This window comes from Xanthomonas sp. NCPPB 3005, from assembly GCF_041228095.2.
Taxonomy (GTDB): Bacteria; Pseudomonadota; Gammaproteobacteria; order Xanthomonadales; family Xanthomonadaceae; genus Xanthomonas_A; species Xanthomonas_A bonasiae.
This window is the reverse complement of record NZ_CP166096.2, coordinates 2558960-2585711: the sequence shown is the minus strand read 5'-3', so window position 1 is coordinate 2585711 and position 26752 is coordinate 2558960. Positions and strand designations below refer to the sequence as shown.

Below are 26752 nucleotides of genomic sequence, written 5' to 3'. Positions count from 1 at the left end.
ATCTGCCTTGGTCAGGACAGCTGCGGCGCCGGCACGCCGCGGCCGCCACGGGCGCGGCGTACCAGGTGCGCCACGCCGCCACTGAGATCGTCGAGGATCGCGTAGATGGTCGGCAGGAACAGCAGGCTGACCACGGTGGAGAACGCCAGGCCGCCGGCGATCGCGCGCGCCATCGGGTAGTAGGCCGGGCCGTCGCCGAACATCTGCGTGGTGGTCAGCGAGATCGGCACCATCGCCAGGATCGCGGTGCCCATGGTCATCATGATCGGCCGCAAGCGCTCGCGCGACCCTTCCACCAGCGCCTCGGTCCGGCCCAGGCCGCGCCGGCGCAGATTGTTGATGTGCTCGATCATCACGATGCCGTTGTTCACCACCACGCCCATCAGCACCAGGATGCCGATGAAGGCCATGATCCCGAAGTTGGTGCCGGTGATCCAGAACAGCCAGAACACGCCGAAGATCGAGAACAGCACGCCGCTCATGATCGCCGCCGGGAACAGCAGCGATTCGAACACCGCGGCCATCACCACGTAGATCATCAACAGCGCGATCAGCAGATTGAACATCATCTGCTGGCCGGCCTTGTCCTCGTCCTGGCCATCGGCGCCATCGAAACTGTAGTGGTAGCCGGCCGGGAAGCTGACGCCCTTGAGCGTGTCCTCCATCGCCTGCTTGGCCTCCGCCGGCGTGACCTTGACCCCGAGGTTGGCGGTGATGGTCAGCGTGGTCTGCCGGTTGGTGCGCCCGATCTGGGTCGCCGCCGGCCGCGTCTGCACGTCCACCAGGCTCAGCAACGGCACGCTGCGCCCGTCCTTGGTGCGCACGTTGAAGCTGTCCAGGTCCTCGGGCGTGGTCTCCTCGGCGCCGGCGAAGCGGACCCACACCGGCACCTCGTTGTCGCCACGGCGGAACTCGCGCAGCGAGGCGCCGCGCAGCGCCAGGCCGACGAAGCTGGCGACCTGCTCGGCGTTGAAGCCGAACGCCGAGGCGCGGTCGCGATCCACCCGCACCGCCAGCTCGGTGGTGCGGTCGCCGGTGTCCACGCGCACGTCGCGCAATTCCTTGCGCCGCGCCAGCAGCGGCACCACGTCGTCGGCGATCGCGCGCAGCGTCTGGGTGGAATCGCCGACCAGTTGCACCTGCACGCTCTGCGCGCCGCTGCCCTGTCCATTGCCGTTGCCGTTGCTGCCGACGCTGTAGTCGGCCAGCGCCGAGCGCGGCAGCTCCTTGCGGATCTGTTCGATCAGCGCCTGCAGGTCGCGCACCTGCTTGAGGTCCACGGTCAGCGTGGTGCTGCTGCCTTCCACTTCGCTGAACCACGAATACACCTGGGTGACGTGGTAGCGCTGGCGGCGCGCGTCGATGAAGCGTTCGAGCTTGGCGACCTCGGTGGACAGCTGCTCGCGCGTATACGACCCCTTCCACTGGTAGCCGATGAAGATCTGTTCGCCGCCGTCGCCGCCGAACATGTCCTTCTTGGTCTGCAGCATCGGCACCACGCTGAGCGCGGTGATCAGCGCGATCGCGGCCACGCTCCAGCCGCGATGGGCCAGCGACCAGCGCAGCACGCGGGCATAGCGGCGCTGCAGGCGCGGGATCAGGCCGCGCTCGGAGCGGACCAGCGCCGGCGTGCGCATGCGCGCGGACAGCATCGGGATCAGGCTCACCGCCACCAGCCACGAGGCCAGCAGCGACACCGAGATGGTGATCGCGATCTGCGCCATGAAGATGCTGATGTTGTTGGTTTCGCCGAACAGGTTCGGCACGAACACGATGCAGTGGCACAGGGTGCCGGCCGACAGCGCGATGGCCACGTTGCGGGTGCCGATGATCGAGGCCAGCTGCGGCTGGTCCGGCATGCGCTCGCGTTCCTGGTAGATGCTCTCCACCACCACCACCGCGTTGTCCACCAGCATGCCCACCGCCAGCAGCAGGCCCATCATGGTCAGGATGTTGAGGGTCACCCCGGCGAAGTACATGAAGCCCAGGGTGATGGTGAAGCAGATCGGGATCGCCAGGGTCACCATCAGCGTCGACGGCCAGTGGCGCAGGAAGAAGAACAGCACCGTCACCGACAGCAGCAGGCCGACCCCGCCGGCCTCGGCCAGTTCGGTCAGCGACGAGGTCACCGCCTTGCCCTGGTTGTCGATGACCTTGACCTGCACGTCGCTGAGCGCCGGCTGGGTGCGGATCTGCTCCACCTCGGCCAGCACCGCGCGCGACACCTCGACCAGGTTGGCGCTGCGTTCCTTGTACACGTCCAGGCCCACCGCCGGGCGCCCGTCCAGGCGCCGGCCGTAGTTCATCCGGGTCGGCTTCAGCCGGATGTCGGCGATATCGCCCAGGCGCAAGCCCTTGTTGTCGATGACCAGGTCGCGCAGTTCCTGCAGGTCGCGCAGTTCGCCGACCGGCTGCACCCGCAGGCGCTGGCCGTGGTCGTCGATCTGCCCGGCCGACAGCGAGAAATTGAGCTTGCCCAGGCGCTCGCTGAGATCGTTGAGGCTGAGGTTGTGCGCGCTGAGCCGGTCCGGCGCGATCGCGATCTCCACCTCGTTCGGCGGCGCGCCGGACACTTCCACCTTGGCCACGCCGGGGATGCGTTCCAGGCGCCGCTTGAACTCGCGGTCGAGCATGTCGTAGGCGCCGGTCAGGTCGGCCGCGCCAGCCAGGCGCACCTTCAATACCGGCTCGTCGCTGCTGGACCACTTGAACACGTGGTAGCGCTGCAGGTCGTCGGGCAGGTCGGCGCGGATCGCGTCGATGCGCTCGCGCGCGTCGGAGGCGGCGATGGCGATGTCGCGATCCCAATCGGAGAACTCGATGAAAATGTTGGCGCCGTCGGCGGTCGCGGTCGAGCGCATGCGCTTGATCCCGGTCATCGTCGCCAGCGCTTCCTCGGTCGGCCGCACCAGGTTGCGTTCGACCTCGTCGGGAGTCGAGCCGCTGTAGGGCAACTGCACGAACAGGAACGGCGCGGAGATATCCGGCAACGCCTCCAGCGGCAACCGGAACGCCGCGATCAATCCGACCACCACCAGCGACACGAAGCACATGATGGTGGTGATCGGACGGCGGATGCTGAACTCGGCGACGCTCATGCCGGTTCACCCGCGCCGTCGCCTGCGCCGTGGCCAAGCCCTTCCAGACGCCGCCGCGCGCGCTGCCCGCGCTCGGCGTAATAGCCGTCGGCGCGACGATCCAGGCGGTCGTAGACCACCGGGATCACCACCAGCGTCAGCAGCGTGGACACCAGCAGGCCGCCGATCACGGTGATCGCCATCGGCGCGCGTACTTCGGCGCCCTCGCCCGCTGCCACCGCCAGCGGCAGGAAGCCGAACAGCGTGCACAGCGTGGTCATGATGATCGGCCGCAAACGCGAGCGTGCGCCCTCGATCAGCGCCTCGCGCTTGGCCACGCCCTCTTCGCGCAGCTGGTTGACCTTGTCGATCAGGATGATCGCGTTCTTGGTCACCAGCCCGACCAGCAGGATCAGGCCGATGAACACCACCACCGATACCGGCTTGCCGGTCAGCAGCAGCGCCAGCACCGCGCCGACCATCGCCAGCGGGATGGTGAACAGGATCACGAACGGGTGCAGCAGCGATTCGAACTGCGAGGCCATCACCAGGTACACCAGGAAGATCGCCAAGCCGAACGCGAACAGCAGCGACTTGGCCGACTGCGCCAGTTCCTCGCCCTGCCCGCCGATGTGCATGCCGACGCCGGCGCCGAGCGGCTCGCGCGCGACCATGTCCTGCACCTCGCGCACCGCACCGCCCAGGTCGATGTCGCGCAGGTTGGCCGACACGATCGCCACGCGGATCTGGTCGGCGCGGTGGATCTCGCTGGGACCGGTGGTGGCGACCACGTCGGCGACCGCATCCAGCGTCACCGGCTTGCTGCTGCCGGGATTGACGATCAGCCGGCGGATGCTGTCGACGCTGGCGCGGTCGCTCTGCTGCGCGCGCACCAGCACGTCGATCTTGCGGTCGCGGAAGCTGTAGCGGGTGGCGACGTCGCCGCGCACCTTCTTCACCACCACGTCGGCGATCTGCCGCGTGGTCAGGCCCAGCGCACCGGCACGTTCCTGGTCGAAGCGGATCTGGATTTCCGGGAAGCCCTCTTCCACCGTCGATTTCACGTCGGCGTAGTGGCCATTGCCGCGCAACATCGCGGTCAGCTTCTGGCCGGCGTGCTGGATCGTCTCCAGGTCCTGCCCGCGCAGCTCGATTTCCAGCGGCGTGGAGAAACTGAACAGCTCCGGGCGGCTGAAACCGACCTGCACGCCCGGATGCTTGCGCATCGTCGCGCGCATACGGTCGCTCTGCTGCGCCTCGAACTGCGCGCTGCCGCCGCCGGCCATGGCGATGGTCAGCTTGCCGATGTTCTCGCCGCTTTCGGTGGGGCTGGCGTCGAGCCGGGTGCCGCTGCCGCTGACGCCGTACAGCGCCTGCACGCCGGCGTCCTTGCCGTGGGTTTCCTGCAGTTCGCGCACCAGCGCATCGGTCTGCCGCAACGGCGTACCGGCCGGCAGCTTCACCGTCATCTCGAAGCGGTCCTGCGCCAATTGCGGAATCAGGTCGGCGCCGAGCATCGGCACCACCGCCAAGGTCGCCGCGAATGCCAGCGCAGCCAGTCCCAGCACCTGCCACGGCCGCGCCAACGCGCCCGGCAGCAACCGCAGATAGCCGCGTTCGGCGCGCGCATATGGCGCCATCGCCAGGTCGCTGGCCTTGCGCATCACCGGCGCGATCACCGCCACGCCGCCGCGCCACAGCCGCACCACCAGCCACGCCACGCCGAAGAAACCGCCGCGCACCGCCGCGGCGGCACCGCGCCGGCCCCACGCCACCGGCTTCAGCCAGCCGCGCTGCGGCTGCCATTGCGGCTGCTCGGGTTCGGGCGGGAACGCCAGCGGCGGGCGTCCCTTCAGCGAACTGAGCATCGGGATCAGGGTCATCGACACCACCAGCGAGATCGCGATCGCGATCGCCACGGTCAGTGCCTGGTCTCGGAACAGCTGCCCGGCCACGCCCTCGACGAACACCAGCGGCAGGAACACCGCGATCGTGGTCAGGGTCGAGGCGACCACCGCCATGCTCACCTCGCGGGTGCCGGCGATCGCCGCATCGAGGATGCTCAGGCCGCGCTCGCGCGCCTTGGCGATGCTCTCCAGCACCACGATCGAATCGTCCACCACCAGCCCGGTGGCCAGCGCCAGTCCGCCCAGCGACATCACGTTCAAGCTCAGCCCGAGCTGGCCCATGAAGAAGAACGTGGCCACGATCGACACCGGCAGCGACAGACTGATCACGAACGTGCTCCAGCCGTCGCGCAGGAACAGGAAGATGATCAGGATCGCCAGCAGGCCGCCGATCACCGCGTCCTTCTTGACGTCGCCGATGGCGTGCTCGATGAAGCGCGACTGGTCTTCCAGCGTGGTCAGTTCCACGTCCGGCGGGATCTGCGTCTTCAGCTGCTCCAGGCGCTTGCGCAGCGCCGCCGCGGTGGACACGGTGTTGGCGTCGCCTTCCTTGTAGATCGCCAGTTCCACCGCTTCCTTGCCGCCCAGGCGGATGATCGCCTCGCGCTCCTTGTAGCCCTGCCGCACCTCGGCCACGTCCTTCAGCCGCACCGGCATGCCGTTGGCGATGGTGGTAGTGGAACTGGACGAGGCGCTCTGCGCCGCCGAGGCCGCGGCCAGCGCCGCTTCCGAGCCGGTCGAGGCGGCGATCGCGTACATCTGCTGCATCGCCGAGTCGGCGGCGCTGCTGCCCGCACCCTGCGTGGTCAGCAGCAGGTTGCGGATCTCGTCCAGATCCACGAACTGGTTGACCGTGCGCACCAGGTAGCGCTGCGAGCCCTGCTCCAGGCGCCCGCCGGAGATGTTGATGTTCTCTTCCTTGAGCCGGGTGATGACGTTGTCGATCGGCAGGCTCAGCTGCGCCAGCCGCTGCTGGTCGATGTCGACCTGGATCTCGTCTTCCAGTCCGCCGCCGACCTTGACTGCGGCCACGCCGGCCACCGGCTCCAGCTTCTTCTTCAGGTCTTCGTCGGCATAGCGGCGCAACTGGGTCAGCGCGCGCACCGCATCGGCGTCGCTGGCCGGCGTCGCCTTGCTCGCCAGCACCAGGCGCATGATCGGCTCGGTGGACGGATTGAAGCGCAGCAGCACCGGCGCCTTGGCTTCCAGCGGCAGCTCCAGCGCCTCCATCTTGTCGCGCACCTCCAGGCTGGCCTGGTCCATGTTGGTGCCCCAGGCGAACTCCAGCACCACGTCGCTCTGCCCGGTGCGCGACACCGACTTGAGCTTGCGCAGGTTCTTGACCACGCCGACCGCTTCCTCGACCGGCTCGGTCACCAGCGTCTCGATCTCCGACGGCGCCGCGCCGGTGTACTCGGTGCGCACGGTCAGGGTCGGATAGCTCAGGTCGGGCAGCAGGTTGACCTTGAGGCTGTTCAGCGCGATCACGCCGAACAGCAGCAGCGTCACCGTGGCCATCGCGATGGTGACGCGGCGGCGCGTGGCGAATTCGACCAGCCCACCGCCGCGCACGCCCGGCGGCGAATGTTCGTGCGGATCGCTGCCGTGATCGGAACCGGCGCTGGTCATCAGTGCGCTCCGACCGCGGCGCCGCCGCCGACCTCGGCAACCTCGCGCTGCGGCGCGATCACCTGCACGCGGCTGCCGTCGCGCAAGGCGACCTTGCCGGCGGTGACCACCTGGTCGCCGGGCTGCAGGCCGTCGCGGATCTCCACCCACGGGCCTTCGGAGTAGCCCAGCTTGACCGGCACCCGCGTGACCTTGCCGGCACTGACCCGGAACACCGCCGGCTCGCCGTCGTCGAGCAGCGCCAGGCGCGGCACCACCAGCGCATCGGCGCGCTGGTCGTAGTCGATGCGGATGCGCCCGAACATGCCAGGCTGCAAGGCTTCGGCCCCTTCCTCGAACGCGCACACCACGCGGAACGTGCCGCTGCCCGAATCCACCACCGGCGCGATGCGATCGACCTTGCCGAGGTACTGCTTGCCCGGCAGGGCATCGGCCAGCAGCGTCACCGGCTGCCCGGCCTTGAGCGTGGCCAGCTCGCGCTCGGGCACGTTGAGCGTGGCTTCCAGGCGCGAGTCGTCGACGATGCGGAAGATCGGCGTATTGATCTGCACGAAGTTGCCGGTCTTGATCGAACGCGACGCGATCACTCCGGAGATCGGCGCGACCACCGTCGCGTAGGACAGCTCCAGCGACGCCAGCTGGTGCTGCGCGCGCACGTTGGCCAGGTCGTACTTGATCTGGTCGACATCGGCGGCGCTGACCAGTTGCTGGCCGACCAGTTGCTCCGAGCGCCGGTAGTTGTTCTCCAGCTTGCGCAGCTGCGCCTCGCTCTGCGCCACCGCCAGCCGCGCGCGGTCCGGATCCAGCCGCACCAGCGGCTGCCCGGCGCGGACCTGCTGGCCCTCCTCGGCCAGCACCGCCAGCGCCACGCCGGAGGTCTTGGCCACCACCTGCGATTCGGCGCGCGCCTCCAGCGCCGCGGTGCCGCTGTAGCTGGCCGCCACCGCGCGCCGGCTGGCCTTGGCCACCTCGACCGGGACCGCGTCGGGCGCCTTCTCGGCCTCCTTGGCCTTGGCCTGCGCATCGCCGGCCGCCGGCTTGCAGCCGCCGAGCAACAGCGTGGAGGTGATCAACAGCGCGGCGGCGCAGCTGGCGGTGCGTCGGCGCGTGGAATATCGCGTCATCGTCGTGTCCCTGGTGGATGGCGTGAATGGTGTTGTAGGTAAGTAGATCACCTGATGACGCCCAGGTGAATGAGCCAAAGGTCATGGTCCACCGCACGGTGCGGCGTGGAGGATTCCCAAGGCCTGTTTCGGAGCCGCGAAAGGCCAGGCTATACTCGGGTCGTTCCGTGTTCCCCCACGCCGGAACTCCCAGTCCCGTCCTCCGGACCACGAAACCATGCGCACGCAGCCGCTAGCCGCTTGTTTTGCTTTGGCCGTACTCGTTTCTCTCGGGGTTGCCCCGGCCGCGGCGCAGACCGCGCCGGCGCCCGCCGCTCCCGCCCCAGCCGCCGCCCCGGCGGCGCCCGCTGCCGCCGTCGGCCATGCCGACAACGGCAGACTGCTGACCTATACCTGCCAGGGCTGCCACGGCGTCACCGGCTACAAGAATGCCTACCCGAGCTACCGCGTTCCCAAGATCGGCGGCCAGTCGGCGCAGTACCTGACCCAGGCGCTGACCGAATACCGGCTCGGCAAGCGCAAGCATCCGACCATGCAGGCCCAGGCGGAGAGCTTCTCCGACCAGGACATCGCCGACATCGCCGCTTACCTGACCACCCTCAAGTAGCCATCCCATGCCGAAAGCCGCGCACGCATTGCGTCCCGCCATCGTCCTGCTTGCTGCCCTGTGCCTGGGGGCGTGTTCGCAATCGCAGGTGGAATCCACCAGCCAGTCCGCCGGTGACCCCGGCCACGCCAGTGGCGAACATGGGTCCGGCTCGTCCGCCGGCCTGCCGAGCGGGCGCGCCGCCGCCGGCGAGAAACTGGCCCACGCCAAGGGCAAGGCCACCGGGCAGAGCTGCATCGACTGCCACGGCGCCGACGGCAACGCGCCGATCGACCCGAGCTACCCCAAGCTCGGCGGCCAGTACGGCGACTATGTCGCGCATGCCCTGCAGGCGTACCGTGCCGGCGATCGCCAGCATCCGCTGATGACCCCGCAGGCGGCGCCGCTCAGCGACCAGGACATCGCCGACCTGGCGGCGTATTTCGGATCGCGCGCCACCCAGCTGCGCGACCTGCACGGCGTGAAGTGATCGCGGCGCCGGCATCTTGCCGGCACCGGTTTCCACCGCAAGTCTGCACGCCAAACGCGACATAGCCGGCGTCAGGTGCCCGGCTTCGTGCCGGACCGGCCGAGATCGGCGAGGCGGTGTGTGCGCATCTGGATTGAGCGCGATCGCCCGCATGTCGGCGGCGAGCCACTCTTCTGTAGCCGCGGCGAACGCAATCCGGCGTTAAGCCGGTTTCGGCGATCGGTCGCGGCTGAAGCCGCTCCTACTGTGCATTCAACCCGTCGGCCGCGAGTTCTGTAGGAGCGGCTTCAGCCGCGACAGGCATTTACCGATAGATTCTGTCGCGGCTGAAGCCGTACCTGCAGGATGGCCGCATCAGCAAGATGGCCGCGCCTGCAGAATGCAGGAGGCAGGAGGCAGGCGTCTGCATGTTGGCGAATCGCTGCCGCATGCGTGCCGGGCAATCACGGCTGGCTGGACGCCACAGCGCAGATGCGCGAACTCCCGGCGCCTACTTCACGCTGCCGTTGTCTTCCTGCAGGCCCGGCTTGAACGGCACCGCCGGCGGCGGCCGCGCGCCGGCGGGCTGGTCGTTGAGGTTCGGATCGGTGATGCCGCAGCCGCCGCCCAGCTGCAGGATCGAGACCACGCAGGAAATGCTGCTGGTGGTACCGGGAATCGGGATGTTGACGGTCTTGATGCCGCGCCGCACCCACTCTTCCAGCAGCGTCGCGTTCGGCAACCAATACTTGTCGAACGAGGTCGGCTTGTAGTCGTAAGGCGGACGCTTGAGCCACTGCCCGGCATTGGCGATCTGGTCGCGCGACCAACTGTCGGTCTCGCTGCCGGGCGCGCCGCGCGGCGGCGCCTTGCCCTGCCCTTCGCCGCCAGGCACGCGCACGCTGCCATCGCCGTTGAACATGCCATTGCGCTGGCTGGCGCCGGCTCCGGCGTCGCCGGCGCGGTTGCGCGCCGAAGCGCCCCAGTCGTCGCCGCGTTGCGGCGTCGCCCAGCCGCCGTCGTGCGCGACCGCCGCCGGACCGCTGCCCGGCGCGGCCGCCTGGCTGCCCGGCGGCGCGGCACCGCTGCCAGCTGGCGTTCGCGACTCGGCCTTGCCTTGCGCCGCGGCGCTGGTCTGGGCCGCCGCCTGCGCCAAGGCCGCGCCAGCCGCCGATGCGCTTGCCGGCACCTCGGGCTGCACCGCCGCTGGCGGCGTCGGCGTCGCCGCCGTTGCAGGCGTCGGCAGTTCGATCTGCCGCACCTGCGGCGCCTCCGGCGTGCGCAGCGTCGGTGCGGGATCGCGCGCGCGGATCTGCGGCATCTGCACCTGGACCTGCGGCAGCGGCTCGGGCACTTCGCGCTCGCGTACCTGCAACTGGGGTTCCGACGGGCGCGGCACCGGCACGTCGCGCGGACGGATCTGCGCCACCGTCGGCATCTCGGTGACCACTTCGACTTCGCGCTCCGGCACCTGCACGCTCGGCGGCGCGATCTCGCGCAGGGTCAGCGTCGGTTCGCGCACGCTGGGCGGCGGCAGCACGAAATCGCTGCTCGGCTGCGCGGTCTCGGTGACCTGCAGCGGCTGATCCGGCGGCGGCGGTGGTGGACTGGGCACCGCCTGCGCGGTGCTCGCCGCTGGCGTGGCGGAGGCGGCCGGCGCCGCGGCTGCGGTCTTGGGCTGGGTGACGGCAGTCGTCGCCGCTGCCCGCTGCGCACTCGCCGCTGCGGCTTGCGCGGCGGCAGCGGCCGCCGGGTCTTGCGCGTCCGCGCCGCCACCGGTCTCGGCCGGCGTGCCGCGGCCCACGAATTCCACCTGCACGCGCCCGGCCTCGCTCGCGTCCGGGCGCGGCGGCAACAGGCGCACGAAGGCGACCCACAGCAGGAACAGCGCGAACAGCAGATGCAAGGCCAGGCTGACCAGCGCCGCGATCCGCCGCCACCAGCGCTGGTCGTACGGCGCCGGGTCCCAGTCCTGCCACCACAGTCGGCGGAATGCCTGCCATGGACTCAATGCGGGCAGGCGCGAGGTCGGTGCCGGCGCCGGTTGCGGCAACGCTGCGATCAACTCGGAGGAGACGAACGGACGCGGCTTGACCGGCTGCGAGGAGATCCAGTGCGCCCAGCCGTACGGCAGGCCGGTGCGGCGATCGCGCAGCAGCTTGCGCGGCGAGCGCGCCAACAGCGCGGCGAGGATGTCGGCGGCGCGCGTCACCGGCGTAGAGGAGGAATCAGGCCGCGGAATCGCGCGGGATGTACGGGGCGCTGCCGCTGTCGTGGTCGGTGGCGTCGCGCACGGCGGTGATGCCCGGCACGCGTCCCATCAGCGTCTTCTCGATGCCCTGCTTCAGGGTCACGTCGGCCATGCCGCAGCCGTGGCAGCCGCCGCCGAAGCGCAGCAGCACCACGCCCTCGGCCGACACTTCCTGCACCGCCACGCGGCCGCCGTGCTGGGCCAGCTGCGGATTGACCTCGTTCTCGACCACCCAGCGCACCCGCTCGACCAGCGAGGCGGCCTCGCCCGGCGCCTCGCCCTTGATCTTCGGCGCCTTGATCGTCAATTGCTGGCCGGTGCCCTGGGTAACGTAGTCGATCTCGGCGCCGTCCAGCCAGCCGACGCTGTCGGCGGCCACATACAGGGTGAAGCCGGCGCAGTCGATCGCCCATTCGTCGCCGGCCAGGTCCGCCGGCTCGGCGAACTCCAGCCGCGCGTCGGCGCGTGCGGTGCCGGGATCGACCGCGCTCAGGCGCACGCCCATGCCGGGCACGGCCTCGCGTTCGAGCAGTTTGCGGAAATGGGTCTGCGCGTTGTCGGAGATCTGGATCATGCGGTTATTCTAACGCTTCCACGCGACCGGCTCATCGCGAACTTTTCCCATCGGCGGCGCGTTCAGCCAGCCTGCCGCGGAGGCTCCAACAATGAACGACCTGATCCCGCTCGCACAGGCCCATTGCTCGCCCTGCAAGGGCAGCGAATACAAGCTCACCCAGGCGCGCCTGGCCGAATTGCTGCCGCAGGTGCCCGGCTGGGAGCTGGTCGAGAACGGCATGGCGATCAGCCGCACGTTCCGCTTCCCCGACTACTACCGCACCCTGGCGTTCGTGAACGCGCTGGCCTGGATCGCGCACCGCGAAGACCACCACCCCGACCTGGGCGTGCACTACGACCGCGTGGTGGTGCGCTATTCCACCCACGACGTCGGCGGCCTCAGCGAAAACGACTTCATCTGCGCCGCCAAAGCCTCGGCCCTACCGGAATGATCCCCATGCCTGCCGCATCCCGCCGTTCCATCCTCGCCGCCTCCTGCCTGCCGCTCGCTGCCGTCCTGCTGCTCGGCGGCTGCGGCAAGTCCGGGCAATCGCAGACCCAGAGCGTGGCCGCCGCGCCGACCGAAGTCGCCGCGGTACAGACCCCGCCGCCGGACTACCCGATCGAACTGGCCTGCGCCGGGCTCGGCGGCAAGGCAGTGCTGAGCGTGGTGGTCGGCGTGCAGGGCAAGCCCACCGACGTGCAGCTGGTCAGCAGCAGCGGCCAGCCCAAACTCGACGCGTCGGCGCAGCAGCGCGTGCGCGAGTGGATCTTCAAGCCCGCCACGCGCGACGGCAAGGCGGTGCCGCGCACGATCCAGGTGCCGGTCAACTTCAATCCGCCGCAACCGCGGCCGGACCGCTGCTTCGCGCTCGACGCGCAGGCGCACCACTCCAGCTGAACGCGGCCCGCGGGCCGCTTGCGCGCGCCGCCGGCCTTGGCGGTGCGCCGCCTTCACATTCCGCCAGCCTCGCGCCCGCTTCCATCCCTGTCTCCATCCCCGTCTCGACACAGGAGCCGCCTGGCGCATGCTGGATATTCCGTCGCACAACGTATGGATCGCCTTGGCGGTGACCCTGGCCGCCGGCCTGGCCACCGGCCTGGGCAGTGTGCTGGTGCTGTTCACCAAAGGCCCCAATCCGCGCCTGCTCGCCTTCGGCCTGGCCTTCGCCGGCGGCGCGATGGTGTACGTGTCGCTGACCGAGATCCTCGGCAAGTCGGTCGCCTCCTTCAGCCACGCGTTCGATCCGCGGCTGGGCTACGCCTATGCCACGCTGGCGTTCCTGGCCGGCATGGCGCTGATCGTGGTGATCGACCGGCTGGTGCCCAATCCGCACGAAAGCCTCAATGCCCAGGACCCGCTGTTCCGCGCCGACAACCGCGCCTACGTCAAGCGCGTCGGCCTGCTGACTGCCGTGGCGATCACCGCGCACAACTTTCCGGAAGGCCTGGCGACCTTCTTCGCCACCCTGGAAAGCCCCACCGTGGGCATGCCGCTGGCGTTCGCGATCGCCGTGCACAACATCCCCGAAGGCATCGCCATCGCGGTGCCGGTGCACTACGCCACCGGGCGCAAATCCTATGCCTTCGCCGCCAGCCTGCTGTCGGGCCTAGCCGAGCCGATCGGCGCGATCATCGGCTACGTGGCGCTGTCGCGATTCCTGTCCGAGGCGATCTTCGGCTCGGTGTTCGGGGTCATCGCCGGGGTGATGGTGTTCCTGGCCCTGGACGAATTGCTGCCGGCGGCCAAGCGCTACGCAAAGGGCCACGAAACCGTGTACGGACTGGTCGCCGGCATGGCCACGCTGGCGCTGAGCCTGGTGCTGTTCCGCCTGTCCACCACGCCCTGAGCCGGCAGCGGCGGCCCGGCTGAACGAACGCTGGCGCGCCCGTGTTGCAGCGCTTCGCAGAAAGCTTGCAGACATGCAACACAGAGCATCCTGCGCGCAACTTCCGAACACCACGTCGAAAAGGTGCAGCATGGATATCCGCTCCCTGCCATCAACGAAGTTGACGCTGGCGCTGGTCACCGCGGTGAGCGTGCTGGCGCTGAGTGCGTGCCAACAGCAACCGACGCCTGCACCGGCACCGGCCGCGGCGACCGCCGCCGCGCCCGCGCCCTACGTGCCGCCCAGCGCCGATCAGTTGTACAAGCTGGTCGCGCCGATCGCGCTGTTTCCCGACAAGCTGCTCGCGCAGACCCTGGCCGCCTCGGTGTATCCGGACCAGGTCGGCGATGCCCAGGGCTGGCTGCATAGCAACAGCGGCCTGGCCGCGGCGGACCGTCTGCAGGCGGCGGCAGCGCAGCCTTGGGATCCCAGCGTCAAGGCGCTGATCGCCTTTCCCGACGTGGTCGAGCAGTTGGCCAGCAACGGCGACTGGACCCGCGCGCTCGGCGATGCCTATGCGCACGACCCCAACGAGGTGCTCGACGCGATCCAGGTCATGCGCGGGCGGGCGCAGGCGCAGGGCCATCTGCGCAACACGCCGCAGCAACGGGTGCAGGTGGTGCAACGCACGGTAGTGGAACCGGCCTATGAAGACGAGCGGATCCCGCCGCCGCGCCAGACCATCGTCATCGAACCGGCGCAGCCGGATGTCGTCTATGTGCCGCGCTACGATCCGGACGTGGTCTACGGCGCCCCGGTCGACGTGTACCGCGAGTACCGCTACCGTCCGCGGTACTACAGCGAAGGCGATCTGGTGACCGCCGGCATCATCTCCTTCGGCGTCGGCGTGCTGGTCGGCGACGCGTTGGAACACCACCACCACGGCCCGCTGGGCTGGCTGGAACCGGAACCGGCCTGGCACCGCTGGGGCTGGAACAGCTGGGGCATGAACTGGAACGCCCCGCCCTCGGCACCGCACTACGTGGTCTACCAGAACCGCGTCTACGCGCCGCGCACCACCACCATCATCAACAACAACATCACCAATAACATCAGCAACAACCGGATCGACGCGCGCAGCTTCGTGCACAACGACAACCGCAGCTTTCCGCAGCGGGCGGCGCTGGCGGCGATGCCTGCGGCGGCCGCCGCGGCCGCGCTGGCGCCGCATCTGGCCCAGAACCCACGCGGCCCCGCGCCGCAGTTCGCACCGGCGGCGGCGGCACGCCACCCAGTCGACTATGCACAACTGTCCACGCCGCATTTCAACGAACGGATGCTGCAGCCGGGTCGTCCGGTCGTGGCGAATGCGGCGCAGCGGTCGCCGCTGCCCGGGCTGAACGGCCCGAACGCAATGAGTGCCGCACGCGATGCGCGTACGCAGTCGCCCTTCGCGCAATCGCCGCACGCGCCGATGCCGATGTCCGCGGCCGATTCCCGCCATGCCATGCCGATGGCCAACGCTGCCGCAGCGCCGCGCCGCGACATGCCGCAGGCGCCGCGCGCCAGCGCGCCGATGCCGATGGGGAACATGCAGATGGCGCATGCCGCACAGCCGCGGGCGATGTCGATGCCGGCACCGCACCGCGAGGATCCGCGTGCGCAGCAGGCCCGATTCGCCCAGCCCGAGCCGGCACGGCAGGCGCCGCACCAGTTCGCCGCGTTCAATGCGCAGCAGCCGGCACCCGCGCACCGGGAGGCACCGATGCGGGAGTTCCCTGAGCGCGTTCAGGCCATGTCGCGACAGGAACAGCAGCGGCCGCCGATGCAGGAGCAGCGCATGGCGCGGGTCGCATCGCCGCGGCCGCAGCCGATGCACGCGGCCGAGCCGCGCCCCGCTTCGCGTCCGCCGCAAGCGCATTCCGAGCCGCACCACGAGCACGACCACGAAAAGCACAACGGATAGACGGCACCGGCGGGCGGCGTACACACCGCCGCCCGTCCGCGCCTGGCTCAGCCGCCCAGGCTGCTCAGCGCCTCGGCCAGTTCGTCGGCCAGCGGCGCATTCAGCAGATACGGGGTCTTGCCGCCGTCGAGCGTGAATTCCAGCGACGCGGCATGCAGGAACAGGCGCTTGAGTCCGATCTGCTCGCGCAGGCGCTTGTTGACCGCCGGATCGCCGTACTTGTCGTCGCCGGCGACCGCGTGCCCCAGGTGCTGGGCATGCACCCGGATCTGGTGGGTGCGGCCGGTCTCGATCCGCACCTCGCAATAGGAATGCCCGCCGCGCCGCTCCAGCACCCGGAAATGGCTCAGCGACGCCTTGCCGGCCGCGTTCACCTGCACATGGCGCTCGCCGCCCTGGCGCAGGCCGATGTGCAGCGGCGCATCCACGCTCATCACCCCGTCGGGCATGCGCCCGACCAGCAGGGTCAGGTAGCGCTTGCTGATGCCACGGCCCTCAACCCGGTCGTCCTCGCGCATCAGCGCCTGCATCTCGGTCAGCGCCGAGCGCTTCTTGGCCACGATCAGCAGCCCGGAGGTGTCGCGGTCGAGCCGGTGCACCAGTTCCAGGGTCTGGTTCGGGCGCAGGGCGCGCAAGGTCTCGATCGCGCCGAAGCTGATCCCGCTGCCGCCATGGCTGGCGACCCCGGACGGCTTGTTCAGCGCCAGCAAGCGCGCGTCCTCATAGACGATCGCCGCCTCCAGCCGGGCCATGAACGCGTCCGGCGGCGCGGTCTTCTCGCCCTCCTCGTGCAGCTTCACCGGCGGGATGCGCACCTCGTCGCCCGCCTCCAGCTTGCGCTCGGCCTTGGTGCGGCCGCCGTTGACCCGGACCTGGCCGCTGCGCATCAGCTTGTAGATCAGGCTGCGCGGGGCGCCCTTGAGCTGGCCGAGCAGGAAATTGTCTACACGCTGTCCAGCCCTGTCTTCCGGGACCTTGAGAATGCGCACCGCGCTGGTCGCGACGTCGCGCGGCTTGGGAGGGATCGGGGAAGAAGTCATCAGGCAGTTTATTCTGTTACACTCGGGGGGCGAGATAAGGGTTTGATTTCGTTGGAAGTTAGCTCAGGGCCAGAAGCCCGGCTTGCGACGATTCCGGCACAGTGCGCGACCACCGCCCCCGGGGCGGCCATGTTAGCGGCTCACCGGCCTACCCGGCCATCGCCGGATGCCACAAGCGTCCGCGCTGAACATGCCCCGTGCGGCGCCCAGCCTGGCTGGAGTCGCCGCCGGTCCTGAACCACCTAAAAGAAAGAAGCGCTCCCGCGGCTCGCCGTGGTGTCGTAGCGCTGGAAACCCAAGCCGCCCTCCCCGCGCCTGCGCGATGGGCGGCGAAGCGTGACCAGAAGCGAAACCCCATGGCGTTCCGCGCGGTAGCAGCGCGAGGAACGCAACAATGAAGCGAATGCTGATCAACGCCACGCAGGCGGAAGAACTGCGTGTGGCCATCGTGGACGGCCAGACCCTGTACGACATCGACATCGAGCAGCCGTCCAAGGAACAGAAGAAGTCCAACATCTACAAGGGCCGGATCACGCGGCTCGAACCCTCGCTCGAAGCCGCCTTCGTCGAATACGGCGGCGAGCGCCACGGCTTCCTGCCGCTGAAGGAAATCTCCCGCGACTACTTCCAGGCCGGCGTCGACCACAACAAGGCGACGATCCGCGAACTGCTGCGCGAGGGGCAGGAGGTGGTGGTCCAGGTGGACAAGGAAGAACGCGGCAACAAGGGCGCCGCGCTGACCACGTTCATCTCGCTGGCCGGCCGCTACATGGTGCTGATGCCGAACTCGCCCAGCGCCGGCGGCGTCTCGCGCCGGATCGAGGGCGAGGACCGCGCCGCGCTGAAGGAAGCGCTGGACAAGCTGAATATCCCCGACGACATGGGCGTGATCATCCGCACCGCCGGCGTCGGCCGCGATGCCGAAGAACTGCAGTGGGACCTGGACTACCTGCTGCAGGTGTGGAAGTCGATCGCCGAGGCCGCGCTGGCCAAGCCGGCGCCGTTCCTGATCTACCAGGAATCGCGGCTGATCATCCGCGCCCTGCGCGACTACCTGCGCGCCGATATCGGCGAGATCCTGGTCGATACCCCCGAGATGTACGGCGATGCCCAGGAGTTCATGCAGCAGGTGATGCCGCAGAGCCTGCGCAAGCTCAAGCACTACACCGACGACATCCCGCTGTTCAACCGCTTCCAGATCGAATCGCAGATCGAGGCGGCCTACGAGCGCAGCGTGCGCCTGCCGTCCGGCGGCTCGATCGTGGTCGACCAGACCGAAGCGCTGACCGCGGTGGACGTCAACTCCTCGCGCGCGACCAAGGGCAGCGACATCGAGGACACCGCGTTCCAGACCAACCTGGAGGCCGCCGAAGAGGTCGCCCGCCAGCTGCGCCTGCGCGACCTCGGCGGCCTGGTGGTCATCGACTTCATCGACATGGCCTCCAACAAGCACCAGCGCGAAGTCGAGAACCGCCTGCAGAACGCGCTCAAGTACGACCGCGCGCGGGTGCAGATCGGCCGCATCTCGCGCTTCGGCCTGCTCGAAATGAGCCGCCAGCGCCTGCGTCCGTCGCTGGGCGAGTCCAGCCAGATCGTGTGTCCGCGCTGCGACGGCCATGGCCGCATGCGCAGCGTCGAGTCGATGTCGCTGTCGATCATCCGCGTCGCCGAAGAGCATGCGATGAAGGAGAACACCGGACAGGTGCTGGTGCAGGCCCCGGTGGAGATCGCCAACTACCTGCTCAACGAGAAGCGCCGCGCGCTCAGCGAGATCGAGAAGCGCCACGACGCGCCGATCGTCATCGTCGCCGACGAGCAGCTGCACACCCCGCACTACGAAGTGACCCGCCTGCGCGAGAACGAGCTCGGCGAGGAAAGCGCCAAGCCCAGCTACCAGCGCAACACCCCGCGCAAGCTGCCGGTGCATGCGCTGACCAAGGCGCAGCTGAACATTCCGGCGCCGGCGGTGACCAACGTGAAGCACTCGCAGCCGGCCCCGGTGCGCGAAGTGATCGAGGCACCGGAACCGGTCGCTGCGCCCGTGCAGGTCCAGGCGCCGGCGCCCGCCCCGGTCGCGGCGCCGGCCACCGGCGTGGTCGGCTGGCTGAAGCGGATCTTCGGTGCCGGCGAAAGCCCTGCGCCGGCCCCGGCCGCCAGCGAGCCGGCACAACGCCAGCGTGCCCATGACGGCAACCGCAACCGCAACGACCGCGGCGACCGCAACGCGCGTCGCGACGGCGGCAACCGCAACGGCGGCCAGGGCGGCAATGCCGCGCGCGGCAACGGCGGCAACGTGCGCCGCGACGAGCGTCGTCCAGGCAACGGCGGCGGCAACCCGCAGGGCGGCCAGCAGAACCTTGCGCCCAAGCCGCCGCGCAACGAGCAGGCGCCACAGCAGGCCAAGCCGCAGCAACAGAACCCGCAGCAGCAGCCGAAGGCGCCGAAGCAGCAGCAGCCGCAGAACCCGCCGCGCCAGCCCAAGCCGCAGCAGGATCCGGCGCAGGCCGCCCTGCAGGGCGACAAGCCGCAGCGTCAGCCGCGCCAGGATGAAGTCGCGGCCAAGCCCGTTACCGCACCTGCCGCTGCAACGCAGGACGCCACCACGATCGCGGCCGCTGCCGTGGCCGGCGGTGCCGTCGCGCTGAGCGGCGATGCGCCGGCCAGCGAGGCCACCACCACGGCCTCGACTCCGGTGGCGGCACAGCCGAACCCGGCACCGGCAGGCGTCGACGAGCGCGAGAGCGTTGCGGAAACCGCGCAGGCCGTACCGGTCGGCGAGAACGGCGAAGCCGACGACGCCAATGGCGAGGCCGGTGGCCGCCGCCGTCGCGGCCGTCGTGGCGGCCGTCGCCGTCGTCGCGGCAATGGCGAAGCCGGCAGCGGCAGCGAGGGTGCAGCGTTCGACGACAACGACCTGGATGCCGGCGACAGCGACGGCGACGGCGAAACCGCGCCGGCACCGAGCCGCAGCCAGCCGGAGTTCGACTTCGACGACGACGCAGCGCCCGCCGAGGCCGCCGAGGCCAAGCCGCAGCAAGCGCCGCGTGCGCCGCGGGAGAAGCGCGAGCCGCGGCCGCCGCGTCACGAGCAGGCCGCCAGCGCCCCGGCGCCGGTCGTCGCAGCTGTAAGTGTGGTGCCGCAGGCCGAGGGCGATACCGCCCCCGCGCAGCAGGCCGCACCGGTCGCCGCAACCGCAGCGCCGCAGACCGAGGACCGCACCGTGCAGGTGCAGGCCGCGCCGGTGGCCGCAGCCGCAGCGATCGCAACCACGCCTTTCGTTGCCGAGACGGCATCGGTCGACGCAGCATCGGGCGGTACCGCGCAGGCGGAAACGGTGGCGCCGGTAGCGGCGGCACCGCTGCCGTCCGTCGTCGCCGAGGCGCCAGCGGCGCGTTCCGAGGCAGCGACTGCCGCGGAGCCTGCTCCGTCGATCGTCACCGAGTCGGCCGCTTCCGCAACGGCGTCTCCGGAAACCATCGAGGACGCACTGCAGCCGACACCGGCGCCGATCGTCGAGCAGCCCGTCCCGGTCGCCACGACCAGGCGCGACGCCGGAATGGAGACTGTTGCAGCGTCGGCCGCGCCGGTCGCAGAACCGGTCACGGCATCCACGACGGACAGCAAGCCGCAGCAGGACGCTACGACCACGACGCAGCAACCGCTCGCCGAGGAAGAAGCGCCCAGCAAGCCGGCTTATGTGCCGGTGCAGACCACCCTGCTGGACGTCTTCCATGAAGAGCAGCCGGCCGCCGCGGTCGAACCGACGCCGGTGCACGCGCCGGTCGCCGCTGCTCCGGTGTCGGACAGCGCCGAAAGCCGCCACGTCGGCGATGCCGAACCGGCACCTGCCGCTGCGGCTGGCAATGGCCTGTTCGATGCGCCGCCCGCTGCTCCGGCAGACGCGCCGGTCAGCGTCGCTCAGCACCAGCCGCATGCCAGCAAGTCCGGCGAAGGCGAAAGCGACGACGACAAGGAGCACAAGGAACGCGCCAGCTGATCCGGCGCCGTTCTTCGCAGCAGAAAAAAGCGGCCTTCGGGCCGCTTTTTTTGTCTGGGCGTGGATCCATCTCTATTCGCGCACCGCATCCGGGCCGTGCGCAGCTTGGGCGCGCGATCGGAGCGGACCGAACACGGAATCGGGAACCGCTGGCGGGAGACGCTCGCCGTTGAAGCGACCGCTCAGGCCTCTGCGGTCCAGAGCCCCGGATAGTCGCGCACGAAGCCCTCGCCGGTCGCATGCAGCGTCGCCGAATAACCGAAGCGCTTCGCTTGGTAGGCGTAGGCATCGTCGGCGGTGCGCGCGTAGCGCTGCATGAGCTCGCTGAGCGTGCCGCCGCCGTCGAGGTCGACCCAGGCCGCCGGGGCGTCGGCGCCCTCGCCCACTGCCAGGCGGAGCCGGCGCAGTTGCAGCAGGTTGGTGGCCGGCGTGAAGCCGAGGTCGAGGTCGATGCAGTGCGACACGTCGGCCACCGGCCGGCCGTTGAGCTTCCAGTGGCCACGCGCATCGCGCGCGATCGCGAGGTCGACCGTCCCGCCGCCGAGCCAGCCGCGCACGGTGCCCCATTGCGTGTGCCAGTGCAGATCGCATTGCACGCGGTACTGCAACTGGCCGATGCGGCCATGTTCGAGGCGGAACACGGCGGCGCCGTCGAGCTGCCATGCGCTGGCGTTGCGCTGCAGCCGGCAAGCGTCATGGCCCGGTGCGTCGAGCCTGCGCCACAGGATGGAGGCAACGGTTTGCATGCCGCGGATGATGCCGGGGGCGGACACCCGAAGCAAACCCTGCAAACTGGCGACGTCCGACGGCACCGCATGCACACGCCGGACACAAAAAAAGCGACCCGTCAGGTCGCTTTCCTTTGCGCAAGGAAAATCCGTGGCGCTACAGCGGATGCGCCGGATCCAGCAGACCGTACTGCGTCGCCAGCCGCGCCAGCGCGATGTTGTCGTGGATGCCGACCTTCTCGAACAGCCGCGCCTTGTGCGTATTGACCGTCTTGGCGCTGAGGCTCAAACGCTTGGCGATGTCTTCCTGACGCAGTCCGCGGGTCAGCAGCAGCGCGACTTCCAGTTCGCGCGGAGACAGCGCATCGAACGGCGAACCGCCGCCTTCCAGATTGGCCAGTGCCAGGTTCTGTGCGATGTTGGCACCGAGATAGCGCTTGCCCATCGCCACGTCGCGCACCGCGCGCAGCAGCTCCTGCGCGTCGCCGGCCTTGCCCACGTAGCCGGACGCACCGGCCTCGAGCAGGCGCTTGGGCAGCGGGCCGTCCTCCAGCACCGACACGATGATGACCTTGGTGCCGTGATCGCCCTTGACGATGCGCTCGGTGACCTCGAGCCCGCTGACGCCAGGCATGTGCAGATCGCAGAGCACGATGTCCGGCTTGAGCTGGCGGATCTGCGGCATCGCGGCCTCGCCACTCTCGGCCTCACCGACGATCTCGATATCGGTCTGATTCGAAAGGATCAGCTTCATGCCGGTACGGACAAGAGCGTGATCGTCGACCAAAAAAACTCTAATGGCCATCTCGTATAACCCCAACGCAGCGAACGCCGCATAGTCAGACTAGCGGCGTGAATTGTTCAGGGCAACTACAATTTGTAGACAAAATTATCCAGATTTCACAGCCTGCTCAGCTAGCCACGCCGCACTGTCATCATGCTGAAAAAAACACCACACCGAGCTTACTCAAGGCTCGGCACGCAGGGCGAGTGACCAGCCTGTTCGCTCCTCTAGGAAAGCGCGGCGGTACCTGCGTCAGGCAGGCGCAGTATCGCGGCTAGCCAGCGACAACGTTATCAGGGCAAAGCCTGATATCGGGTCAGATTTTCCTGACCTCGCTCGACCCGAAATCCGAGTTTCGATGCAACAGTTGTACGCCGTACCGAAGCGGAATTTTCTGACGCTCCACAACGACCACATGTCAGGCGCGCATGGCGCATGCAACCAGCGCAATCGCACGCGCGAAGGGCGCGCTCGGCGCTTGTCGAAGAAACAGGGTCGAACCGACTGGCGGAGAGAGTGTCTGCGTCCGCCATATTCTCTACCGTTCGCCACCGTTCGCGAAACCGGCCGGAAGCCTTGGAAACGCTAGCTATTGGCGTTCGCCACCGTTCGCGACTTTCCGCTACAATCCGCGTCAATTGGGCGGGTAGTTGGGCGGGTAGACCAGGTGGCAAGGGAGATGTTCAAGCTGACGGCCCGAAAGGTCGCGACGGTCTCGGAGCCTGACTATTACCCAGACGGCGGCGGCCTGTATCTGCAGGTTTCGGCCACCGGTGCCAAGTCGTGGATCTTCCGCTACCGCTTCGGCGGCAAGCGGCCGGAGATGGGCCTGGGGCCCGTGCACACCGTAAGCCTAGCAGAAGCGCGTGAGGCGGCGCAGGCGGCGCGCAAGCAGGTGCAGGCCGGTGCCGACCCCCTCGCCGGCCGCCGGGCAGTCCAAGCGGCTACAGCCTCGATTCCGACGTTCTGGGATTTCGCCACCGAGTTCATCGAACAGCAGCGCGCGGGCTGGAAGAACGCGAAGCATGCCGACCAATGGAAGAACACCCTGGAGACCTACGCTAAGCCCTTCATCGGCGCCAAGCGCATCGACCAGGTGGAGACGGACGACATCATGGCCATCCTCCGGCCGATCTGGACCGAGAAGACCGAGACGGCAAACCGGGTGCGCCAGCGCATCGAGACGGTCCTCGACGCCGCCAGAGTGAAGGGGAAGCGGTCGGGCGAGAACCCTGCGCGCTGGAAGGGCCATCTGGCGATGCTCCTGCCCAAGCCCACCACGGTGACGCCGGTGCGGAACTTCTCTGCCCTACCCTACAGCGAGCTGCCGGCGTTCATGGTCGCGCTGCGAAAGCGCCACGGCGAGGCAGCGCGCGCCTTGGAGTTCACCATCCTCACCATCGCGCGCACCGGGATGACCTTAGGCGCCGTGCCCGGCGAGTTCCGCGGCGCCGACTGGACGTGCCCGCCCGAGCGGATGAAGTCGAAAAAGGAACATGTCGTGCCCCTGTCGGACGCCGCGCAGGCGATCGTGAAACCACGGCTTGAGCGCGATCTACTGTTCCCCAACGACGTGAGCGGCGAACCACTCTCCGAAAACGCGATGCTGGCGCTGCTCAAACGCATGGACCGAGGCGACATCACCGTCCACGGCTTCCGGTCGACGTTCAAGGATTGGGCGAGCGAGACCACCGATTTCCCGGACGACCTCTCCGAGGCAGCGCTGGCCCACGAGATCCCGGACAAGTCCAAGGCCGCATACAAGCGCGGCAAGATGCTGGAGAAGCGCCGGAAGATGATGGAGGCCTGGGCGGCCTACTGCGATTCGCACGTTCCTGCTGCCGACTAGCGGCGCCGCACGTCGATCGGAAGCGACTTCTGCGCCGCCACCCACCGCGTCACCCACCGCATGCCCTGCTCTTGGCTGGCGGCCACCGCATGATGCGACCGGTGCTGCCAGTTGATCCATGTCCGCCACTTGCCGTCCGGCTGGAGGCGCACTCCCGCCACGCCACCACCATTGCGGCGCAACAGCGCTACGTCCTCGTGGATCAGCCATTCGTAGGATTCGGGAAGCATCCGGGGATGCTACTGCCCAGCGTCCCACCGGCCGAGACAGGTCGATGAAGCGGTCAGGCGCCGGCCTGGGCTTGCTCAAGGCCCGCGGGTTGAGCGGCCACCTTGGCCCCGCGTCCGGCATTGACAGGATCGCGCGGCCGTCGGCCTGGCGCTATCGGCGATCAGCCCGCCGTGCTGTCGGAAGAATCCGACACGGGCCAGCCGAATGTCTCGGGCTGCGGCAACAGCGCCATCACGTCCTCGGGGGTCTCGACGCCGGCCGGCGTGTTCGCCAGGATCTCGTAGCCCATGGCGTAGACCGCGTCGCGCCACGCAATCGCCGCGACCGCCTCGGCCTGGAACTGCGTGTTCGTGCTGGCCGCGTATGAGGCGCAGGACACGATGTTGTCGTAGCCACGCGCCTGCACGACGCTGTCCAGCCAGGCGCCGATGCGTGCTTTCGTCTCGGCTACCGGATCCAGCTGCAGCAGACTCGCCGGCAGCTCATCGACCAGCGTTTCCCCATCGCTCAAGGGGTCGCCAGCAGCGATGGCACGGAATCTACGCCCATTGACTGCGTACATCGGTCACCTCGCGAATTTGTAGCCCATGACGCGGACAAACGCGCCGCCACCGCCGGGGGATGCGTTGTAGGTGTAGGTAATCTTCTGCGCAGAGTCCATCAGCAGCCCAACAGCCAAGTATGCGGTCGGGGCGGATGCCGCCAAATATGTCGAACTAGAAACTGCAATCGCTTCAGAGTTCGAAAAGAAGACGAAAGCTCCGCTAGCGCTGCTTGCTGAGTTGTAACAAAGCGCATCCGCTATTCTGGAGGTGACAGGGCAATAGATGGATACGTCAACGCTCGTGGCCGTGGTGGCATTGCCGGCATTCAGCACGATGTTATTGATAACGTTGTTCGTGTACTTGATGCTGTCGCCCGCGTGGACGAAGGGAAGCACGTTGCCGCTGGCGTCGGTGCGGATACTGCCGATGTAGCGCCGCGACGTGTTGCCAGCCTTGGTGCGGGCCGCACCGTTGTAGGCGGCTGCCGGCGCGGTGGCGGAGATCTCGATGTCCGGCGTGGCGACATTGAGATAGCCGTAGACGTGATACCAAGTGCTGGCGCTGAGCGAGAGTCCAGACTTTGTGACCGTCGCCGGGAACGCCAGCACGTAGCCCAGGCTCGGGACGTAGCATGCGCCGCTGCTGACACTGATCGACGTGTTGCTGATCCACGTCATCACCAGTCCAGAAATGTGGTCGGTGAATGCAGGCATCACCACGGCCCGCACACGTGCCGTCGTGAACCATTGATTCGTCGGGGTGGCGCTCTCGGGCAGGTCGTCCGTATTCGCCGCGACCTGGCCGGAGGTTCGGCCCTTGTCATCGCGCGTCGTCTTGTAGATCGCCGTGCCGGTGCCGCTGTTTGCAAGATCCGCAAGGCCGTGGGTCGTCACACCCGTCGCGCCGTCCACAGCCTTGGTCAAGTCGGCGGTGACGGCGAAGCCGCTGGCCAGCGAATACCAGCCGCGCAGGCCATCCGGGCCGGTGCCGTAGTAGTACGTGTTGCCCGGCGCGTCCAGGTCGCCGTCGAGCGTCACCTGCACGGCGCCGCCGGCCGGCGTGCCGGTTACCAGCACCGAGTCAATGCCCTGCATCTGGAACGAAGCGGATCCGCCGCCACCGCCGTCCATCAGCTTGGCGATCTGGGCCACGACGGCGTCGATCTGCTCCTGCAGCTCCGCGTTGCCGTCGGCGTTGTCGCGCAGCGCCAGGAAGAAGCTGTACCACTCCTGCGTCACCAGGCCTGCGCGGTCGGCGAGTGCGCCCTGTACGCGCGGGATCGCAATGGTGGTCATGCGGTGGTGGGACCTTCCGCGACCCAATCGAACGGCACCGCGGAGATGAACGACGCGTTGGACTGGCCGAAGTCGTCGGTGTCGAACTGCACCGAGAAACCCGTGGCAGACTTCGCCGTCACCGCTGGCACGCCGATCTGCCCCCCGGCGGTGTGGGTGACGTTGCGCGGCATGATGGCGATGAAATACGGGTCGCCGCTGAAGGGATTCGCGAACGTGACGCTGCGCGCCGTCTGCCGGCTTCCGGATGCCGGCGCGCTGTCGCTTCCCCACTGCCGCAGATAGGTGCCGACCTTCACCCGGTTAGTGAAGTTCTGCACCGGCAGGTCCGGCAGTTCCTGCTGGGAAATCCAGATCAGGTTCGAGCCGTCGGTGCTCAGGATCTTGTTCGCCGAGCCGGTCGGGTCCGGCACCTGCAGCACGTCGGACCAGATCAGGTTGCTGCCGTCGTTGCTCAGGAACTTGCCGGTCAGCAGCGCCGGGATCGTCGCGCCCGCGCCGGCGCCCGAGTCCACGTCGCGCGTCCACACCAACGTGCCGTCCGCGGCCCTGAGCACGACGCTGTAGGCGCCGTCGAGCCAGATATTCACGTTCGCGCGGCCCGAGCTATCCAGCGGCACCGGGTTCGTGTTCGGCGTGGTCAGATCCGAGTCGGACCAAGTGCCCTTCGGCGTGGTGGTCCCGATCGCGAAGAACTGCAGCGAGCCGCCCGCCAGCGGCGCGAGGCCCGGCAGGTCCAAGAAGACCGGGGCGGGGTTGTAGAAACGAAAGGACATGGCGTCTCCGGGCAAAAAGAAACCCGCGCGCGGCGGGTGGGGTTGTCTACGAATCGGGGCGATTGGGCGGTTACGCTCCGCCTGCCCAACAGGAGGGCGTTACAGGGGAATGGA

At 68.8% G+C, this 26752-nt stretch carries 20 protein-coding genes; 8 read left to right on the top strand and 12 right to left on the bottom strand.

Features of this window, described 5'->3' with window-relative positions; all coding sequences use genetic code 11:
• Positions 1-11 precede the first annotated feature (11 nt).
• Genes AB8810_RS11270 through AB8810_RS11260 form a run of 3 tightly spaced genes read right to left on the bottom strand, consistent with a single transcriptional unit; the run spans position 12 to position 7737 of the window.
• Positions 12-3098, bottom strand: a complete 3087-nt coding sequence (locus AB8810_RS11270; RefSeq protein WP_191824129.1) for an efflux RND transporter permease subunit — start codon at positions 3096-3098, stop codon at positions 12-14.
• Positions 3095-6613, bottom strand: a complete 3519-nt coding sequence (locus tag AB8810_RS11265) for an efflux RND transporter permease subunit (RefSeq protein ID WP_206228906.1) — start codon at positions 6611-6613, stop codon at positions 3095-3097. The genes AB8810_RS11270 and AB8810_RS11265 overlap by 4 nt, the downstream gene beginning before the upstream one ends.
• A complete protein-coding gene (locus tag AB8810_RS11260; protein WP_179564961.1) occupies positions 6613-7737 on the bottom strand; it encodes an efflux RND transporter periplasmic adaptor subunit in 1125 nt (374 codons plus the stop codon). Before AB8810_RS11260 ends, AB8810_RS11265 begins: the two co-directional genes overlap by 1 nt.
• 217 nt (positions 7738-7954) lie before the next feature.
• Between AB8810_RS11260 and AB8810_RS11255 the strand changes: the two genes are divergently transcribed.
• Both AB8810_RS11255 and AB8810_RS11250 read left to right on the top strand, forming a co-directional pair.
• On the top strand, positions 7955-8344 hold the full coding sequence (locus tag AB8810_RS11255) for a cytochrome c (RefSeq protein WP_179564963.1): 390 nt from the start codon (positions 7955-7957) through the stop codon (positions 8342-8344).
• A 7-nt stretch (positions 8345-8351) separates the two neighbouring features.
• Positions 8352-8813, top strand: coding sequence for a cytochrome c (locus AB8810_RS11250; protein WP_179564965.1), 462 nt, complete (start codon positions 8352-8354; stop codon positions 8811-8813).
• 490 nt (positions 8814-9303) lie between these two features.
• On the opposite strand, the gene AB8810_RS11245 is transcribed toward AB8810_RS11250, so the two are convergent.
• Together AB8810_RS11245 and AB8810_RS11240 are read right to left on the bottom strand one after the other, a co-directional pair.
• Positions 9304-11004, bottom strand: a complete 1701-nt coding sequence (locus AB8810_RS11245; protein ID WP_369916554.1) for a hypothetical protein — start codon at positions 11002-11004, stop codon at positions 9304-9306.
• 16 nt (positions 11005-11020) lie between these two features.
• The gene (locus AB8810_RS11240) at positions 11021-11617 is read right to left on the bottom strand and encodes an NfuA family Fe-S biogenesis protein (RefSeq protein WP_003468698.1); all 597 of its coding nucleotides are present in this window, start codon (positions 11615-11617) and stop codon (positions 11021-11023) included.
• Between the two features lie 91 nt (positions 11618-11708).
• Here AB8810_RS11240 and AB8810_RS11235 point away from each other — a divergent pair, with 91 nt between their 5' ends.
• From AB8810_RS11235 to AB8810_RS11220, 4 genes are all read left to right on the top strand, one after another.
• Positions 11709-12050 (top strand): 4a-hydroxytetrahydrobiopterin dehydratase, encoded by a 342-nt coding sequence (locus AB8810_RS11235; protein ID WP_145706369.1) that lies wholly within the window; start codon positions 11709-11711, stop codon positions 12048-12050.
• Between the two features lie 5 nt (positions 12051-12055).
• Positions 12056-12499, top strand: coding sequence for an energy transducer TonB (locus tag AB8810_RS11230; protein WP_225209664.1), 444 nt, complete (start codon positions 12056-12058; stop codon positions 12497-12499).
• A 127-nt stretch (positions 12500-12626) separates the two neighbouring features.
• Positions 12627-13448: a zinc transporter ZupT gene (gene zupT / locus AB8810_RS11225; RefSeq protein ID WP_191824124.1), complete on the top strand. Its 822-nt coding sequence runs from the start codon at positions 12627-12629 to the stop codon at positions 13446-13448.
• Positions 13449-13521: 73 nt separating this feature from the next.
• Entirely contained in the window at positions 13522-15393 is a 1872-nt protein-coding gene (locus AB8810_RS11220; protein ID WP_369916553.1) for a DUF3300 domain-containing protein, read from the top strand.
• Between the two features lie 47 nt (positions 15394-15440).
• On the opposite strand, the gene AB8810_RS11215 is transcribed toward AB8810_RS11220, so the two are convergent.
• On the bottom strand, positions 15441-16433 hold the full coding sequence (locus AB8810_RS11215; protein ID WP_369916552.1) for an RluA family pseudouridine synthase: 993 nt from the start codon (positions 16431-16433) through the stop codon (positions 15441-15443).
• A gap of 394 nt (positions 16434-16827) precedes the next feature.
• Between AB8810_RS11215 and AB8810_RS11210 the strand changes: the two genes are divergently transcribed.
• Positions 16828-20430: an Rne/Rng family ribonuclease gene (locus AB8810_RS11210; RefSeq protein WP_369916551.1), complete on the top strand. Its 3603-nt coding sequence runs from the start codon at positions 16828-16830 to the stop codon at positions 20428-20430.
• 182 nt (positions 20431-20612) lie between these two features.
• Here the strand turns inward: AB8810_RS11210 and AB8810_RS11205 are convergent, their stop codons facing one another.
• Together AB8810_RS11205 and AB8810_RS11200 are read right to left on the bottom strand one after the other, a co-directional pair.
• Positions 20613-21176, bottom strand: coding sequence for a putative glycolipid-binding domain-containing protein (locus AB8810_RS11205; RefSeq protein ID WP_369916550.1), 564 nt, complete (start codon positions 21174-21176; stop codon positions 20613-20615).
• A 139-nt stretch (positions 21177-21315) separates the two neighbouring features.
• Positions 21316-21963, bottom strand: coding sequence for a response regulator (locus tag AB8810_RS11200; protein ID WP_145706360.1), 648 nt, complete (start codon positions 21961-21963; stop codon positions 21316-21318).
• Between the two features lie 658 nt (positions 21964-22621).
• On the opposite strand from AB8810_RS11200, the gene AB8810_RS11195 reads away from it, so the two are divergent.
• Complete coding sequence (locus AB8810_RS11195) at positions 22622-23791, top strand: tyrosine-type recombinase/integrase (RefSeq protein ID WP_369916549.1); 1170 nt, start codon at positions 22622-22624, stop codon at positions 23789-23791.
• Here AB8810_RS11195 and AB8810_RS11190 read toward each other — a convergent pair.
• The 4 genes from AB8810_RS11190 to AB8810_RS11175 form a co-directional block, all read right to left on the bottom strand.
• The gene (locus tag AB8810_RS11190; RefSeq protein ID WP_369916548.1) at positions 23788-24021 is read right to left on the bottom strand and encodes a hypothetical protein; all 234 of its coding nucleotides are present in this window, start codon (positions 24019-24021) and stop codon (positions 23788-23790) included. The genes AB8810_RS11195 and AB8810_RS11190 overlap by 4 nt on opposite strands.
• A gap of 161 nt (positions 24022-24182) precedes the next feature.
• The gene (locus AB8810_RS11185; protein ID WP_369916547.1) at positions 24183-24584 is read right to left on the bottom strand and encodes a hypothetical protein; all 402 of its coding nucleotides are present in this window, start codon (positions 24582-24584) and stop codon (positions 24183-24185) included.
• 3 nt (positions 24585-24587) lie between these two features.
• Positions 24588-25862, bottom strand: a complete 1275-nt coding sequence (locus AB8810_RS11180) for a hypothetical protein (RefSeq protein WP_369916546.1) — start codon at positions 25860-25862, stop codon at positions 24588-24590.
• The gene (locus AB8810_RS11175) at positions 25859-26638 is read right to left on the bottom strand and encodes a hypothetical protein (RefSeq protein WP_369916545.1); all 780 of its coding nucleotides are present in this window, start codon (positions 26636-26638) and stop codon (positions 25859-25861) included. Before AB8810_RS11175 ends, AB8810_RS11180 begins: the two co-directional genes overlap by 4 nt.
• Positions 26639-26752 lie beyond the last annotated feature (114 nt).

What these genes read in the sequence shown, in the direction of transcription:
- AB8810_RS11260 (WP_179564961.1), bottom strand. Translation starts at nt 7,737, where the DNA reads ATGACGCGATATTCCACGCGCCGACGCACCGCCAGCTGCGCCGCCGCG.
- AB8810_RS11270 (WP_191824129.1), bottom strand. Translation starts at nt 3,098, where the DNA reads ATGAGCGTCGCCGAGTTCAGCATCCGCCGTCCGATCACCACCATCATG.
- AB8810_RS11190 (WP_369916548.1), bottom strand. Translation starts at nt 24,021, where the DNA reads ATGCTTCCCGAATCCTACGAATGGCTGATCCACGAGGACGTAGCGCTG.
- AB8810_RS11250 (WP_179564965.1), top strand. Translation starts at nt 8,352, where the DNA reads ATGCCGAAAGCCGCGCACGCATTGCGTCCCGCCATCGTCCTGCTTGCT.
- AB8810_RS11215 (WP_369916552.1), bottom strand. Translation starts at nt 16,433, where the DNA reads ATGACTTCTTCCCCGATCCCTCCCAAGCCGCGCGACGTCGCGACCAGC.
- AB8810_RS11235 (WP_145706369.1), top strand. Translation starts at nt 11,709, where the DNA reads ATGAACGACCTGATCCCGCTCGCACAGGCCCATTGCTCGCCCTGCAAG.
- AB8810_RS11180 (WP_369916546.1), bottom strand. Translation starts at nt 25,862, where the DNA reads ATGACCACCATTGCGATCCCGCGCGTACAGGGCGCACTCGCCGACCGC.
- AB8810_RS11175 (WP_369916545.1), bottom strand. Translation starts at nt 26,638, where the DNA reads ATGTCCTTTCGTTTCTACAACCCCGCCCCGGTCTTCTTGGACCTGCCG.
- AB8810_RS11185 (WP_369916547.1), bottom strand. Translation starts at nt 24,584, where the DNA reads ATGTACGCAGTCAATGGGCGTAGATTCCGTGCCATCGCTGCTGGCGAC.
- AB8810_RS11255 (WP_179564963.1), top strand. Translation starts at nt 7,955, where the DNA reads ATGCGCACGCAGCCGCTAGCCGCTTGTTTTGCTTTGGCCGTACTCGTT.
- AB8810_RS11240 (WP_003468698.1), bottom strand. Translation starts at nt 11,617, where the DNA reads ATGATCCAGATCTCCGACAACGCGCAGACCCATTTCCGCAAACTGCTC.
- AB8810_RS11220 (WP_369916553.1), top strand. Translation starts at nt 13,522, where the DNA reads ATGCAACACAGAGCATCCTGCGCGCAACTTCCGAACACCACGTCGAAA.
- AB8810_RS11205 (WP_369916550.1), bottom strand. Translation starts at nt 21,176, where the DNA reads ATGCAAACCGTTGCCTCCATCCTGTGGCGCAGGCTCGACGCACCGGGC.
- zupT (WP_191824124.1), top strand. Translation starts at nt 12,627, where the DNA reads ATGCTGGATATTCCGTCGCACAACGTATGGATCGCCTTGGCGGTGACC.
- AB8810_RS11265 (WP_206228906.1), bottom strand. Translation starts at nt 6,613, where the DNA reads ATGACCAGCGCCGGTTCCGATCACGGCAGCGATCCGCACGAACATTCG.
- AB8810_RS11195 (WP_369916549.1), top strand. Translation starts at nt 22,622, where the DNA reads ATGTTCAAGCTGACGGCCCGAAAGGTCGCGACGGTCTCGGAGCCTGAC.
- AB8810_RS11200 (WP_145706360.1), bottom strand. Translation starts at nt 21,963, where the DNA reads ATGGCCATTAGAGTTTTTTTGGTCGACGATCACGCTCTTGTCCGTACC.
- AB8810_RS11210 (WP_369916551.1), top strand. Translation starts at nt 16,828, where the DNA reads ATGAAGCGAATGCTGATCAACGCCACGCAGGCGGAAGAACTGCGTGTG.
- AB8810_RS11230 (WP_225209664.1), top strand. Translation starts at nt 12,056, where the DNA reads ATGCCTGCCGCATCCCGCCGTTCCATCCTCGCCGCCTCCTGCCTGCCG.